Consider the following 15,169-nt stretch of genomic DNA (forward strand, 5'->3'; position numbering starts at 1 on the left):
CTTGCTATCCAATGCAGTTCCTCATTCTATTTATCGTTCAGTGCCACAACACCAGGAAGTGCTTTGCCTTCCATGAACTCAAGAGATGCGCCGCCGCCTGTCGAGATGTGATCCATCTTGTCGGCAAGGCCGAATTTCTCCGCTGCTGCAGCCGAGTCGCCGCCGCCGATAATCGTGTAAGCTTCCGTTTCCGCACAGGCCTGTGCCACTTCACGAGTACCGTTGCTGAACGGAGCGATTTCGAATACGCCCATAGGACCGTTCCACACGACAAGTTTGGAGTTCTTGATCACTTCTGCATACTTGGCGCGAGTCTTAGGACCGATGTCAACGCCTTCCCAATCGGCTGGGATGCCGTCGATATCAACGACCTTGGTATTGGCGTCTGCGCTGAATTCGTCCGTAACGACGATATCTTCCGGCAGGTAGAAGTTTTTGCCCAGCTCTTTGGCTTTTTCGATGAAACCGAGTGCCACATCAAGCTTCTCTTTATCAAGCAGAGATTGACCGATTTCATGGCCTTGAGCTTTGAAGAACGTGTAAGCAAGTCCACCGCCGATGATGACATTGTCAGCAAGCGTAAGCAGGTTGTCGATCACGTCGATTTTGTCCTTAACCTTCGATCCACCGATGATGGCGGTAAAAGGACGGTCCGGATTCGAAAGGGCTTTGCCGAGAACGGACAGCTCTTTCTCCATCAACAATCCCGATACGGCCGGAAGATGATGAGCAATCCCCTCTGTCGAAGCGTGCGCGCGGTGAGCAGCACCAAACGCGTCGTTCACGAACAGATCGGCCAGCTCAGCGAATTGCTTCGCAAGTTCCGGATCATTCTTCTCTTCACCAGGGTAAAAACGAACATTTTCAAGTACGAGCACATCGCCGTTTTGCAGCTTCTCGACTTGAGCTTTAACGGCTTCTCCTACCGCTTCATCCGCTTTGGCTACCGGTTTGCCGAGCAGTTCCGACAGACGCTGACTCGCCGGAGTCAGGCGCAAAGATTCTACGACCTCTCCTTTGGGACGACCCATGTGGCTGGCCAGGATGACTTTCGCTCCTTGCTCCACCAGATACTTAATCGTCGGCAAAGTCTCGCGAATACGAGTGTCGTCTGTAATTTTACCATCTTCGAGCGGTACATTGAAATCGACGCGGACAAACACCCGTTTGCCGCTTACTTCTACATCACGTACACTTTTCTTGTTCATCTCCACGTTCCTCCTAAGAAAACTATTCTCCTCACCGACAGCATGCAGTTGCTCTCGTATCTCTCTCTATCGTCTAACCAGCGCCCGGATTCTTATCTATTCTTCCCAGTGCTCTGGCATGAAAACAAGGAAAAACCATGAACCAAAGAGGAGACCCGTGAACGGAACTCCTCTTCGATTGAATGGCTAGATCAATTACAGACCTTTGCTTGCGATGTAAGCAGCGAGGTCAACGACACGGTTGGAGTAGCCCCACTCGTTGTCATACCAAGAAACAACTTTCACCATGTTGTCGCCAACTACCATAGTGGAGAGCGAATCGATAGTGGAAGAAGCTGGATCGCCATTGTAGTCGCTGGATACAAGCGGCTCTTCGGAGTAGTTCAAGATGCCTTTCAGCGGGCCTTCAGCAGCTGCTTTCAGAGCTCCGTTTACATCTTCAAGGGTTACGTTTTGGGACAGCTCAACTACGAGGTCCGTTACGGAAACGTTCTTCGTAGGTACACGCATTGCCATACCGTTCAATTTGCCTTTCAATTGTGGCAGAACGAGGCTAACCGCTTTAGCAGCACCTGTTGTGGATGGAATGATGTTTTCGGCAGCTGCACGAGCACGACGCAGGTCTTTGTGCGGAAGATCAAGCACTTGCTGGTCATTCGTGTAGGAGTGAACCGTAGTCATCATGCCTTTAACGATACCGAACTTCTCGTCAAGAACTTTAGCAAAAGGAGCCAAGCAGTTTGTTGTACAAGAAGCGTTGGAGATTACAGTATGGTTAGCTGCATCGTATTTGTCTTCGTTAACGCCCATAACGATGGTGATATCTTCGTCAGTAGCTGGAGCGGAGATGATAACTTTCTTAGCGCCGCCTTTCAAGTGAGCGGAAGCTTTGTCTTTCGCTGTGAAAATACCAGTGGATTCTACAACGATTTCAACGCCGTACTCAGCCCAAGGCAATGCTTCAGGGTTACGCTCAGCGAATACTTTCACTTCGCGGCCGTTTACAACGAGTGCGCCTTCTTTAGCTTCAACAGTTGCATTCAGTCTGCCGTGAGTTGTGTCATATTTCAAAAGGTGTGCCAGCGTTTTTACGTCCGTCAAATCGTTGATTGCCACGATTTCAACTTCGCTGTTGTTCAGCGCAGCGCGGAATACGTTACGTCCAATACGTCCAAAACCGTTAATACCTACTTTAACCATGAGTAGTTCCCTCCATATTTGTAAAATTTATATATTCAAGATTGGCCGTTAAGCCAATCAAGACAACAAAAAATGAAAAATCTGTTGTACGCCCGCGGACTCAGATGCCGGCGTCAATTTCCTTCTCGACTTCCAATGCTGCGGCTTCATCCGTAACGAGAATGTCCTCGTGTCCGAATTTCAGCACCGCGTGAATCGCTTTGCCCTTGCCTTGCCCTCCAGCAATGCCGATGATGGTCTCCGTCCGCATAATATCCTCCAGCCGGAGTCCAAGGGTAAGCATTTTGTGGACAACTTCGCCATCTTCGCTGAAATAATAGCCGAAGGATTCCGCGATCGCGCCATCTGCCTGCAAGTTCCGGATAGAGCCTTCATCCAGCTTCCGCCGTCTGGCCATCTCCATGGCATCCCCGATGCCGTGAATAATGACGCGGCTGCGCCTGATCACATCCACGATCTCCTGAATGTGCTGATCCTGAACCAACGATTGATAAGCATCCTCGCTGAGCAGATCCGGTACATGAAGCAATCGGTACTCAGCACCAACGCGCTTAGCCATTTTGGAAGCGATGGTGTTCGCTTGAATCTCCATGCTCTCCCCGAGGCCGCCTCGCGCCGGCACAAACCAAGTGCTTGTCAACGGTTCGCCGCCAGGCAAAGAGGACATCTGCTCTGCCACTTCGGCGAGCGTGGAGCCGCCTGTTACGGCAATCGTATCTCCATCCTGGACAAAGTTAAGCAGCGTTCTTGCTCCGGCCCGGCCAAGCTCACGTTTGACTTCCGGAGATGACTCGCTGTCACCGGGAATAATGACCACTTTACGAAGCCCGTAAGCCTGACGAATCTTCTCTTCCAGTTCAACCAGTCCGAACAACTCATTCATGACCGGTTCCAACTCCTCCAGCAAGCATATCCCTGAGCCGCTGATCCGCATGCCGAGCGTTTCAATCTCGATCAGCCCTTGCGCTTTCAGAAGATCAGTCTCTGCTCTGAGAACACGCTCGGTCATCGATAACGATGAAGCCAGTGTTCTTCGGCCAACAATTCCGGACAACTTGATCTGATGAAGGATGGTATACCTTCGTTTAAGAGTGTCCATCAGATCCGGCAGAAGTTGCTCTTGTATTTCTAATAGGTTACGCATGCATTCCACTCCTGCAAACTTCGTCTCGGCTCTCCTACCTGGTCGTAAAATGTCCCAGTTAAACTTTTTAAGTCCCACCCTTATTCTAACCAATAATCATGCCGGTTGCAAGTGTCCGAAAGTATATTTCTCTACCCCAGGCATTCTTATACATTATGGCCAACTACCTGCTCGTCTATATAATAGGAACAAAGTTTTGTCCGCTATTGTATTTTTGAAATAGATGCGGTATAATCAACTTCGTTGCTGATTTTTGTGCGCCCGTGGTCCAATGGATATGACGTAGGCCTCCGGAGCCTGAGATCGAGGTTCGATTCCTCGCGGGCGCGCCATTATAACATTTATTCTCTATACTGATTACCCTAAAGTGCCCATAACGGCTCTTTTTTTTACTCAATAGTTTGACTTTCTTTGACTTTTTGATTTAAATTGTTTATCATGTGGGTAATACGGTAACAGTATTTATATGAGGTACTTAAGAGGAGGTTTTCCACGTGAGTTTTATACCTATGGTCGTTGAACAAAGCAACCGCGGTGAGCGGGCGTACGACATCTATTCCAGATTGCTGAAAGACCGCATTATCTTCCTCGGCTCCGACGTAAATGACGTGGTCGCCAATTCCATCATTGCCCAAATGCTGTTCTTGTCGGCTGAGGATCCCGAGAAGGATATTCATCTTTACATCAACAGCCCTGGCGGTTCCATTACCGCAGGTATGGCGATATTCGATACGATGCAGTTCATCAAGCCGGACGTCTCGACGATCTGTGTCGGCATGGCTGCTTCCATGGGCGCATTCCTGCTTAACGCAGGCGCCAAAGGCAAACGCTACGGTCTCCCTAACAGCGAGATCATGATTCACCAGCCGCTCGGCGGCGCACAAGGTCAAGCCACGGATATTGAAATCCGTGCCCGCCGCATTCTCAAAATGCGCGACAAGCTGAACCGCATCCTGTCCGAACGCACCGGCCAACCGCTGGAGCGCATCGAGAAGGACACGGATCGCGACTACTTCATGACGGCTGACGAAGCCAAAGAGTATGGCCTGATCGATCAAGTACTGGAAAACACACCGCCGCAAGGCTTATAAAAGAAATGAAGTAAAGGGCAGGCGCCGTTATCCGGTGCCTGCCTTTTCTTATCCTCTGGATTCATCGAAAACTTCGAATACTAAATAGTGAGAGTATCCCCTTCGGGTGCTGTTGAAATCGGGAAACATGAATGATTAAATAAGGAGGTTTCCCGATTCCAAAGGCGAACGCGTTGCTCCTCCAAGGATACTCTCACTTCGGTACGATTTTTTCAATAAAACATAAAGACGGTAAGGCCATCCCCCTCCTAAAAGGCCTGTCTTAACTTGAGGGGAGGGGAAAAAGGGTACGCCTATGGTGAGATACACAAAAAATCCCCTTGATCATAGGGCGCAGGAGTATATGCTCCACGCTCAATTGATCAGGGGATTTATCGCAACGGGTTCCAGCACAGTGTTACATCAGGACAGCATCATGTATCTAAACAAGCTATAGTATGAAATTTAGTGATTACAGTTTACACAAACCGCCTATGATATACTCTTACTTCCACTCTTTCAGCTTCAGCTCAAACTCAGGAAATCCATAGGCATAGGCGGTGTATTCATAAAGCTGGAAGTACAGCACCGCCGCGTTATCCTTCACATAGAAGTCGGCATCGGCAGGCACTCCCTCAAAACCGCCGAGGTAACCTCCCTCTTTCTTCATCTTGCTCAGCACAAGGTTGTTCAGCTTCTGCTTGTTCTTGCCCTGCATGTTGATGAAATCGCCCAGCTTCATTTGCTTGCCGTCCTTCAAGGAGAACGTGAAGCTTTTACGGAAGGTCATGCCATGGGCACCGCCGGTGTACGAATAATCATACGCCGTAATGCTCAGGATGTCGTTCTGGTTGTAATGGACCACGAAGTCACCGCTGAATTCGTAAGGGAAACTGGATTCCGACGGCGGGAATTCCTCGGCGTTTCCTTCCGCGCCGGTGATTACGCCGGACGCATTTTCTTTCAACACTTTGTTGATTTCGGCTTGGACCTCCGCATTATCGAGTCCGCTGATTACAGGATAGTTCACAACAGCGTCTACGCCCTGAATATTCTTCTTGAGCGCAACCGATTTAATGGTAATGTCATTCAGCTTCTTCTGTGTCATGCTCAGTGTTTTCAAGGAAGGATTCCATTGTCCCTGAACGCCCATGTATTCGCTGATCGTTTTGAACGGCAGATACAGACGTCCATTGATGATCTGTCCGCCAGGCTCGCCGGCATACGAACCGTTCACCAGAATGCCGATTTCGCTTGCAGCATACACGGCGGCGCTCAGCTTGTTATAGCCGTTACCCAGTGTATACGTGCGTTTTTTGGAATCATATTTAAGAGGCATCCCCAGACCATCCCGCAAAGCTGTCGCTGGCACATAAGTTACCCCATGCAGCACTAGACCTTTTTGTGACAAGGTTTTGCCGTTCCATTTCAGTACAACTTCATTTTTCGACGTTTTTTGGCTGGCGGAAACGGGTGCCTTAGCGGCGCTTGCATCGATGACCTGTCCGCTCAAACCAAGACTACCAAGCAGGACACTAGTTGCAATTAATGATGCACATACACGAAATTTAGGATTCATATCAGAATTCCACCTTTGTTAAATTAAGTTTCCGTTAGTTGTTAATCTATTACCCTTAATCATTATAAGGAAAGCTTTCAATGTATTGGTAACAAAGTGAATGACAATTTTGACTCCATGCCATAGGACCTATACATTCTCATGATTCTTTCCGGACGAACGCCGCTGCGCTAAGAAACACACCGAACAAGAGAGCACTTGAACCCGCAAGCAGCAGTAGTTCACTGCCTTGGACAACGTAAGCAAGAAGAATCAAACCGATGCCAACGAGTGCACTGTGAATGCTCGTCAGCAGCAGATGCAGCGCGCTTTTCCTGAAAAAATTCAGAAAAAAAACAGCAGCGATGCCTGCAACAATCAAAGCAATAAACCCCATGCTCGTCAGATCACTCAAGCTGCTTCTTCCTTTCTGGGATACCCCATTTATAAAAAACGGGCCTAAACCGTATACAACCTCCTTATATATAACAACGAAAAGGATCCTGAAGTTGTGGTGGAATTCCTGAAAATCGGCCAATTCTTCCCACTTTGGGACTAATGTCTCATTCTGCTCTGCAAAAAAAAGAGCCCATCCCCTTTAGGGGACAGGCTTCCTTTATTACAAAAAGATGAAGAACTGAAGCTTATACTAACGACCGCTCTTCAGTTCGGTCCATAAACGATCATAGACGGAGAGCGAGTCACCGACATTATCGAGCCACTCGGTACGGCCCAGCTCCTCTTCCGTCAGGTTGATCATCGTATTGGCGCGGTATTCCTCGCTATGGAATTCCATCGCTTTCGTGTTCGGATTGCTGTATCCGATAAATTCATAGTTTTTGGCACTGACTTCAGGCTCCATCATGAAGTTGATGAATTTCTCGGCCAGCTCCTTATTCTTCGCGCCTTTAGGAATCGCGTAGTTGTCCGAGAATATGGTCGCTCCTTCTTCAGGCACCACGTACGCTACATCCGGATTCTCCGCCGCGATGAACGCCGCGTCACCGGACCAAACCGTGGCAATCCAGCCTTCCTCCTGAATCATCTTCTGCTTAATATTGTCCGTATCAAACGCAAGGACATTGGGCAGCAGTGTCTTCAGCTCATCGGATGCAGCCGTGATTTCCGCCTCATCCGTGCTGCTGTTGGATTTCCCTTGCTTTTTCAGCGCCATGCCGATCATTTCACGGTTGTCGTCCAGAAGCAGGACTTTGCCCTTGTATTCCGGATTCCAGAGGTCTTCCCAGCTGTTGATTTCGTCCTTCACATACTTCTTGTTATATGCAATTCCCGTTACTCCGGACGTGTAAACGATCGAATATTTATTGCCCGGGTCATAAGACGGATCTTTGAAAGTATCCGTAATATTGACGAAGTTCGGGATATTATTCATGTCAAGCGGCTCAAGCAGCTCCGATTCAATCATCGTTTTGACCATATAATCGGACGGCTGAATGAGGTCATAACCGCTGCCGCCAGCCTTGATCTTAGCCAGCAGGTCTTCGTTGTTCGCGTAGTTGTCGTAGGTTACCTTCACGTCGAACTTCTCCTCAAAGTCCTTCAGCACCTCGGGATCGAAGTTATCCGCCCAGCTGTAAATATGAAGCGTCTCCTTATCCGAGCCGCAGCCGGCCAGCAGTCCTACAGACAATACCGCAACCATGCCTGCCGTCAGCAGGCGGGTCCATCTTGATTTTTTCAATTCAATATCTCCTCTCTTTCCACTTGCATGTTTTAATTTTATTTCGAAAAAAGCGTTTCTATCGCTTAGATCGGTAATGTTTTGTGTTTCTTCTGCCCATTGCCGCGGTTAAGAATATATTGGGCTAACAGGATCAGCGTGATACTGACCAGTATGAGCAGCGTACACAGCGCGTTGATCTCTGGCGAGATGCCGCGCTTCACCTGAGCGTATATATAGATCGGCAGCGTTGTTGAGCTTGGGCCGGCGACGAAAAAGCTGACCATAAAATCGTCCAGCGACAGCGTGAAAGCAATCAATGCGCCGGAGATAATGCCCGGTGCAATCTGCGGCAGCGTGACGTGCCGGAACGTTTGCCAAGGCGTGGCGCCCAAATCCTGGGCAGCCTCGTCCAGCTGTTTGCCCATCCCTGACAGTCGGGCCGTTACCACGACATAGACGTACGACAGGCTGAACGTAATATGGGCGATGATCACCGTTGCCTTGCCAAGCGGCATGTTCAGTTGACTGAACAGCACCAGCAGCGACAGCCCCATAATAATATCCGGGATGATGACCGGCAGATACAGCAGGCCATTCATGCCGCTGCGGCCTTTACGCCCCAAATTCCGAAGCGAGAGCGCCGCTGCAGTCCCGAGCAGGGTGGAAACGATCGTCGAGATGACGGCCACCGTCAAACTGTTCATCAGCGCTTCCATCACGTGCCGATTCTGGAATAGCGACACATACCAATCCATCGTAAAGCCTTCCCAATTGCCGCTAAGCCGCGTATCGTTAAAGGAATAGATGATAATCATGACGATGGGTACATAGATGAAAGCCATCATAAGGAAAGAGTGAACCCCGAGCAGCGGGTGATTCTTCTTTTTCACTTATCTCCCCTCCCCTACGCGTTGATGGCGGGCTTGCATCGCCCGGTTAAAGAGCAGGATCAGCACCAAGGACGTAATCACAAAAATAACCGATAACGCCGCTCCAAAGGGCCAGTTGCGCGCACCCAGGAACTGCTGCTGAATGATATTGCTGATCATGGAGGACTTGGCGCCCCCCAATATATCCGTGACGACAAACATCCCGGAAGTCGATACGTAGACCAGAACCGCACCCGTCATGATGCCGGACTTGCTCTGAGGCAAGGTAATATGCCGAAATGCCTTCCATCTGGAAGCGCCCAGATCGCTGGCCGCATCCAGCAGACGTTTGTCCATCTGCTCCAAGGCCACGTAAATCGGCAGCACCATGAACGGAATGAAGTTATACACCATCCCGAGCAGTACGGCGCCGTACGTATACAGCATCTGAATCGGCTCGTCGATCCATCCAACCCACATCAGCAGGCTGTTTACCACGCCTTGCGTCCGGAGCAGCAAAACCCACGCATAGGTTCGAATCAAAAAGTTGATCCAGAACGGAACCGTGATCAGAATCAATCCCCAGGTTTGGATACGCGGGGAAGCGTTGGCTATATAATAGGCCAAAGGATAGCTGACTAACAAGCATATCACCGTAGTCAGCAGCGACAGTACCAAGGTATCCCAGTAGATGCCCAAATATAATGGATCAAAAAAAGTCTTGTATCCTTCCAGACTGAAGGAAAACACGACATTCCCGAGCGAATCCCGCGAGAGAAAGGAAATGCCGACCACGATCAGCATCGGAACGATTAGGAACAGGGATAACCACAGCAGCACCGGAGTCAACAGGAACCTTGATTTCCTCATGGCCCGATGATCACCTCATCCTTGGCGTTCCAGTTCACCCCAACCCGTTCGCCAACCTCCCACGGATGGTCATCCGAGATATCGAGGGCAATCGTGACCTTCATCGGCTCATCGTCCAATTGGACCAGCAGCTTATGAACGCTGCCGAGGTACTGCACATCCTCAATCACGCCGCTCTTCTTGGCACCCGATTCCCGCTGGGGAATGAGTTTCTCCGGCCGTACGGCAAAAAGCCCCTCGGGCGAGGAGAAGACGTTATTCTCCCCTACAAACGTGGCGGCAAACAGCGTTTGCGGTCTCGCATAGATCTCGCGCGGCGTGCCGATTTGCTCTACCCGTCCATGGTTCATGATGACGATCCGGTCGGACAGCATCATGGCTTCCTCTTGGTCGTGCGTTACATATACAAACGTGATCCCGAGCGTCCGCTGCAAATGCTTGAGCTCGGACTGCAGGTTCTTCCGCAGCTGCAAATCCAGCGCGCCGAGCGGTTCATCCAGCAGCAGCACCTTCGGCTTGTTGGCGATGGCGCGCGCAATGGCCACGCGCTGCTGCTGTCCGCCGGACAACTGGTGCGGGAAGCGTTCCCGCAAGGCGGTCAGCTGCGTTATCGCAACAGCCTCGTCCACGCGCTCCTTGATGAGCTGGCGCGACATTTTTTTCATTTTCAGTCCAAAAGCGATATTGTCTTCTACGGTCATATGCGGAAACAGAGCATAGTGTTGGAATACCAAATTCAAATCCCGCTTGTTCGCAGGCATATCCGTCACATTCTGACCCGCCAGCCATACCTGTCCTTCGGTCGGCTGCTCGAATCCTGCTATCATTCGGAGAATCGTCGTTTTGCCGCAGCCGCTGGGGCCCAGCAAAGTCAGGAATTCCCCTTCTTTAATGGAGAGCGACAGCGGATGCACGACCGCTTGTCCCTGAAAATGCTTCTCGATCTGGACAAGTTCAATCACATGCATCAACCCCTTCTTCAAAATGTGACCTGTTCGTTTCCATGTGTACATCCTATTACCAGTATGCACAAAAACGTTCTCCACTAAGAAGAAACGGTCCTACTGCCTGTTATGCTCAGGTTGGCAGAATCCGTTTCTTAAGGGTGGAGGCGGTTAGAAGTCTCTACTAAGAAAAAAAAGCCATATCCATGGGTATGGCTTTAAACGTTAGATCAAAGTTCAGTTTTTCGCATATTCACTATACCTCGTTTTCCCCCTATACACAACACTTTTCTGAGTATTTCGACAGGGGAAGGGCCGGATATGGCACCGGAAAATGGTATTTCATTTTTTAAATGACATGCTAAAAAACCGTTCGCCCGATAAAGACCGGAATGAACGGTTTTCTCGCATGCTGCGTCGATTACAGCGACTACTTCAGCTGGTATTGCACGTACAGCTGTGTCGTGATTTTGATCTCGCCCGGCTTCACGGAGGTGTTTGCGCCCGCGTCCGCTGCCGTGGACTGTGCTTCCATCGCCATTTTTTCGAGGCCATAGATGGTATCTACGCCAACGGAACCTTCCACAATGTTCAGTACGATACCGAGTTGACGCTTGGACGCCTTCGCCATCGCTTGTGCCTTCAGGTCTGCGTTAGCCATCGCCTTATCAATCACTTGCGCTTCGAATGCATCGCGGTTCTCAACCGAGAAACGGGCGTTGCCGATGGAATTGGCGCCGGCATCGGATGCTGCATCGAGCAGGTCCCCGACTTTGCTCAGATCGCGAAGCGTAACTTCCAGGGAATGATAGGCGGTGTAATTTTTCACTTTACGTCCATTCTCATCGGAGTACGTATAGTTCGGTTGTACATAGAACTGCTCGGTTTTGATATCCTTGTCGTCGATCTTCCAGGTTTCTTTCAACAGCTTCGTAATCTTATCCATTTTCAGCGCATTGCTCTTCTGTGCGGATTTTGCGGTTTCCGCATATGATTCTGCCCCGATGGAAAGATAAACGATATCTGGCTTCACCGAGATCTCGCCTTTACCAAGTACGGTAAGAAGGTTTTGCTGTGCTGCCTCCGCCGCGTGCACCTCGGTTGCTCCGCTCAACCCGACCCAAGCCGTGCTGCCAGTCAGCAGTGCGCCTGCAATCATGATAGAACCTACTTGTTTGACCCATCTTTTCATCTTTGTCAGCCTCCTTCGATATTGGCATCGCTGCCATGCTTGCCTTACCCTTCTAACGTGAGGGAATTGGTAAATGTTGCATCCAAAATTCAATTATTTTATATAACAAGTAAACAACCTTAGTCCAGTTAAGGACTAAGGCTGCCTAGTAACTAAATACACTTTTGATTAACAAATCTTTAATATCGAACCATTAAGGTATTACTTTTCCAGTTATAAGTAATTGCCAAGAGAAATTATATCCCGTTCCATCTCCTCTATTTATCGTTGCATTAAGTTTAAGCCCCAGCTGTGTATTGAGCCCCCCTTCGAGAACATCTACCCAACCCTTATCCTTTAAATTAATTAAATTAGTCTCACCAGGAGTGTAGCCTATGGCGACTTCTCTTTGTTCCTGAGTTTGAGCGTAACCATTAATTCCAGGACCCCATTGCAAGACTGTTCCATTAATAGAATGAACCGAAACCCTGCCATTTGGATTTTCAAGTATGTCATATCGATAGTAAATTTTATCCAGTCCAATAAAGGTCATTCCATCTTTTGTAGTAGTGTGATAATGAAGCCGTATAGTAAGCTTAACTCTGCCTGCAGGATCAAGTTGAGAACCGCCGTAATCATAAACAGCTAATGGTTCAATGGTAACATCCGAAACATATTGTTGCATAACCTCCCCCGTTTCTGGATTTTGCAACTCTCTATAAAGAAATGTCTCATTCTCGGTAACCTTCCCATCTCCATAAGCATTACCAGTGACTCCATTTTGTAATAGAGTATTGTCTCCCTGAATTAGTGAAGTAACATCGATTGGACTGTCAACTATTGAACTTTTGTCTTCAGTATTATATTGTTTTATAACTTGATAACCATCCGGTACTTCAACATCTAATAGTGGGTTGTTACCATTATTCTCCGCTGCGCTCACCATCTCTGTTAAAGAGGATATGATCAATATACAGACCAGCGACAAGCACAACATCTTGCTCTTTATTCCGTTCATTAAATCTACCTCCATTAAATATATTTTTAACCCTCCTAAAAGTTACCATTTTTACATTTCGAAGTCAATACTTGTATTGTTTTTTTGAATATTTTTATGCAAATAATAAAGTCAAAGAAAACAACGTAGACCTGTATTGTAATTCTATTCTATTATGACACGTTAACTATTACACCGCATTCACTATGTAAAAAAGTACAAGTTAGCAATCAAGCATTATTACTATCATAATTCGCGAATCCCGAGATTATAATTGGTAATTACTAATATTACATTTATTTCTTAACAATAGTAGTCCACTACTTGAACCCCCATTCATTTACTAGGTCAACTTTGTTCGCAACTTATAGAATTTACCTAGACAAAAAGTATCATCCTGGCATGAGGATTTGCTTCATTTGATATCTGGCTAACGGAGTAGGAGAAATTGCCACGAAACATGAATAATGCCCTCCGGACTTCCAAATGGAAGGGAAGGGCTGCAAAGTTTTTTTCGTTATTTGAGCTTTCGGAACTACTTCCGTATCCATCTTTTATTTCTTAGGATTAATTATGAAGTGCACAGAACACTCCCTATAAAACTCTTCCAGTTATAGATATAATCGACAAAAATCCTCTTTATTCCAACTTATCCACGATCACTGCTTTGTATCGCCGGAACTCTTGTATGGCACCACCACGGTAAATGCCGATCCCTTCCCCGGCTCCGATTGGAGCGTTATTCTCCCTTGGTGGATATCCACGATCCGCTTCACGATCGACAACCCAAGCCCGCTGCCGCCAGCCGCGCGATTACGCGATTTGTCCGCTTTGTAGAAGCGCTCGAAGATATGCAGCTGATCCGAGTCCGACATCCCGACCCCCGTATCGGTCATGGTAACCTCGGCTCCGTCTTCCCCTGCTTTCAGCACAATGGTGATCATGCCGTCCTCGGGCGTGAACTTGATGCTGTTGTGCAGCAAGTTGGTCCACACTTGACTCAGCAGATCCTCCGTCGCCTCAATCTCGACCTCGGCGAGATCCAGATCCACCTGAATCCGTTTCGCCAGCCACTGCGGCTCATGCGCCAACACGACGGCGCGCAGCTGCCCGTCGAGCCGGTAACGGGCCCTTTCAAAGGCAGGCTGATCGCCTTCCAGAGACGACAGCTTCAACAGATTGTCACTCAGCTGCGACAAACGGCGGCCCTCTCCCTCGATGATCTCCAGGTAACGGGCTCTCTTCTCCTCGGTGAGACGCGGATTTCGGAGCGCCCTTGCGAACCCCCGAATCGAAGTGAGCGGGGATTGGATTTCATGGGACACGTTGGAGATGAAATCCTGCCGCATCGTCTCCATGCGCCCCAGCTCGCCGGCCATGTCGTTAATGCCGGAGGCAATCATCCTGAACTCCCCGCGCCATTGGTGTTCATCCATCTTCACACTGAAATCCCCCTGGGAGATCCGGCGCATAGCATCCGTAATGGAATTCAGCATGGCCATTTGCCGGTGCTTGAAGAACATCCCCACGACCAGCATGCACAGGAAGAAAATGATGACGCCGACAAACAAGTCGATCAGCTGGACGGCATAATCCCATGGCGGCGTTCCCGTCCAGTTGTAAAGAAACCGCGTCACGTAGGTCGCCGCCGTCCATGACGCTCCCAAGACCGCGAAGATTAGGATGGTCTGAATCGTCTCCCGAACGATTTTCCACAAGATTTTGAGCGGTCTCCTCATCAGCTCTCACCTGCCTCCAGGCGATACCCCAGGCCGCGAACCGTTCGAATCCTGAACCGGTACTTCTCCTCCGGGAACCGTTCCCGCAGGCGATTCACGTGAACGTCCAGCGTGCGTTCGTTCCCTTCAAAGTCATACCCCCATATATCCTCGATCAGCCGGTCGCGCGTCAGCGTGCTCCCCGGATAACTGGCCAGTTTGAAGAGCAGCTCAAACTCCTTTAACGGCAAGGTAAAAACCGCATCGCCGGCTTTGGCCTCATAAGTTTTACGGTTCATCTGCAGGTTACCGATCGTGACCGTCTGCGATGCGGCTACCTGATATCGCTTCAGCAGCGCTTTGACGCGTACGACAAGCTCCGCGGGCTCAAAAGGCTTCACGAGATAATCGTCCGTGCCCAGCTCAAAACCCTTCACGATCTGTCTCGTCTCCCCTTTTGCCGTCAGCATCAACACCGGAATGCCGGTATTCCTCCGAATCTCCCGACAGAGCTCCCATCCGTCCATATTGGGCATCATGATATCCATCACGACCAGATCGACCGAAACTTGCTCCATCACGGACAGGGCCTCGACGCCATCCGAGGCCTCCATCACCTCTTCCATCCCCGCCTCCTCCAGGAACACCTTGATAAGTTCGCGGATGTTCGGATCGTCGTCCACAACCAATATTTTTGCCATGATGGCCCCCCCTTCCTTCTATGGCTCTACAAGCT

14 protein-coding genes and 1 tRNA gene are annotated in these 15,169 nt (G+C 49.3%); 2 read left to right on the plus strand and 13 right to left on the minus strand.

The window, feature by feature from the left end:
- Nucleotides 1-26: 26 nt before the first annotated feature.
- The 3 genes from RB297_RS21385 to RB297_RS21395 all read right to left on the minus strand — a co-directional run bounded on the left by RB297_RS21385 (nt 27) and on the right by RB297_RS21395 (nt 3,552).
- Nucleotides 27-1,208 (minus strand): phosphoglycerate kinase, encoded by a 1,182-nt coding sequence (locus tag RB297_RS21385; RefSeq protein WP_012818437.1) that lies wholly within the window; start codon nt 1,206-1,208, stop codon nt 27-29.
- Nucleotides 1,209-1,403: 195 nt separating this feature from the next.
- Nucleotides 1,404-2,408 carry a type I glyceraldehyde-3-phosphate dehydrogenase gene (gap, locus tag RB297_RS21390; RefSeq protein ID WP_009593640.1) on the minus strand — a complete coding sequence of 335 codons (1,005 nt, stop codon included), beginning with the start codon at nt 2,406-2,408 and terminating at the stop codon, nt 1,404-1,406.
- A 100-nt stretch (nt 2,409-2,508) separates the two neighbouring features.
- Nucleotides 2,509-3,552, minus strand: a complete 1,044-nt coding sequence (locus tag RB297_RS21395) for a sugar-binding transcriptional regulator (RefSeq protein ID WP_009593661.1) — start codon at nt 3,550-3,552, stop codon at nt 2,509-2,511.
- 257 nt (nt 3,553-3,809) lie between these two features.
- On the opposite strand from RB297_RS21395, the gene RB297_RS21400 reads away from it, so the two are divergent.
- Nucleotides 3,810-3,884, plus strand: a tRNA-Arg gene (locus RB297_RS21400).
- 162 nt (nt 3,885-4,046) lie between these two features.
- Nucleotides 4,047-4,643 (plus strand): ATP-dependent Clp endopeptidase proteolytic subunit ClpP, encoded by a 597-nt coding sequence (gene clpP / locus RB297_RS21405; protein WP_009593635.1) that lies wholly within the window; start codon nt 4,047-4,049, stop codon nt 4,641-4,643.
- A 484-nt stretch (nt 4,644-5,127) separates the two neighbouring features.
- Here clpP and RB297_RS21410 read toward each other — a convergent pair whose 3' ends face one another.
- From RB297_RS21410 to RB297_RS21455, 10 genes are all read right to left on the minus strand, one after another.
- Nucleotides 5,128-6,201, minus strand: coding sequence for a PdaC/SigV domain-containing protein (locus tag RB297_RS21410; RefSeq protein ID WP_192570093.1), 1,074 nt, complete (start codon nt 6,199-6,201; stop codon nt 5,128-5,130).
- 139 nt (nt 6,202-6,340) lie between these two features.
- Nucleotides 6,341-6,595, minus strand: a complete 255-nt coding sequence (locus RB297_RS21415) for a hypothetical protein (RefSeq protein WP_192570094.1) — start codon at nt 6,593-6,595, stop codon at nt 6,341-6,343.
- A 234-nt stretch (nt 6,596-6,829) separates the two neighbouring features.
- Complete coding sequence (locus tag RB297_RS21420; protein ID WP_009593633.1) at nt 6,830-7,882, minus strand: ABC transporter substrate-binding protein; 1,053 nt, start codon at nt 7,880-7,882, stop codon at nt 6,830-6,832.
- 65 nt (nt 7,883-7,947) lie between these two features.
- The gene (locus RB297_RS21425; RefSeq protein ID WP_096777144.1) at nt 7,948-8,754 is read right to left on the minus strand and encodes an ABC transporter permease; all 807 of its coding nucleotides are present in this window, start codon (nt 8,752-8,754) and stop codon (nt 7,948-7,950) included.
- A complete protein-coding gene (locus RB297_RS21430) occupies nt 8,755-9,603 on the minus strand; it encodes an ABC transporter permease (RefSeq protein ID WP_036664936.1) in 849 nt (282 codons plus the stop codon).
- Nucleotides 9,600-10,571 carry an ABC transporter ATP-binding protein gene (locus RB297_RS21435; protein WP_375121385.1) on the minus strand — a complete coding sequence of 324 codons (972 nt, stop codon included), beginning with the start codon at nt 10,569-10,571 and terminating at the stop codon, nt 9,600-9,602. Before RB297_RS21435 ends, RB297_RS21430 begins: the two co-directional genes overlap by 4 nt.
- Nucleotides 10,572-10,977: 406 nt before the next feature.
- A complete protein-coding gene (locus RB297_RS21440; RefSeq protein ID WP_096777142.1) occupies nt 10,978-11,739 on the minus strand; it encodes an SIMPL domain-containing protein in 762 nt (253 codons plus the stop codon).
- A gap of 193 nt (nt 11,740-11,932) precedes the next feature.
- Nucleotides 11,933-12,736, minus strand: coding sequence for a hypothetical protein (locus RB297_RS21445; protein ID WP_375121386.1), 804 nt, complete (start codon nt 12,734-12,736; stop codon nt 11,933-11,935).
- A 638-nt stretch (nt 12,737-13,374) separates the two neighbouring features.
- The gene (locus tag RB297_RS21450) at nt 13,375-14,454 is read right to left on the minus strand and encodes a sensor histidine kinase (protein WP_375121387.1); all 1,080 of its coding nucleotides are present in this window, start codon (nt 14,452-14,454) and stop codon (nt 13,375-13,377) included.
- Nucleotides 14,454-15,134 (minus strand): response regulator transcription factor, encoded by a 681-nt coding sequence (locus RB297_RS21455; protein ID WP_213579910.1) that lies wholly within the window; start codon nt 15,132-15,134, stop codon nt 14,454-14,456. The genes RB297_RS21450 and RB297_RS21455 overlap by 1 nt, the downstream gene beginning before the upstream one ends.
- Nucleotides 15,135-15,169 lie beyond the last annotated feature (35 nt).

Origin of the sequence: Paenibacillus sp. CR_12 (genome assembly GCF_041953985.1) — a bacterium.
In the GTDB taxonomy this organism is placed as follows: domain Bacteria; phylum Bacillota; class Bacilli; order Paenibacillales; family Paenibacillaceae; genus Paenibacillus_AQ; species Paenibacillus_AQ lautus_A.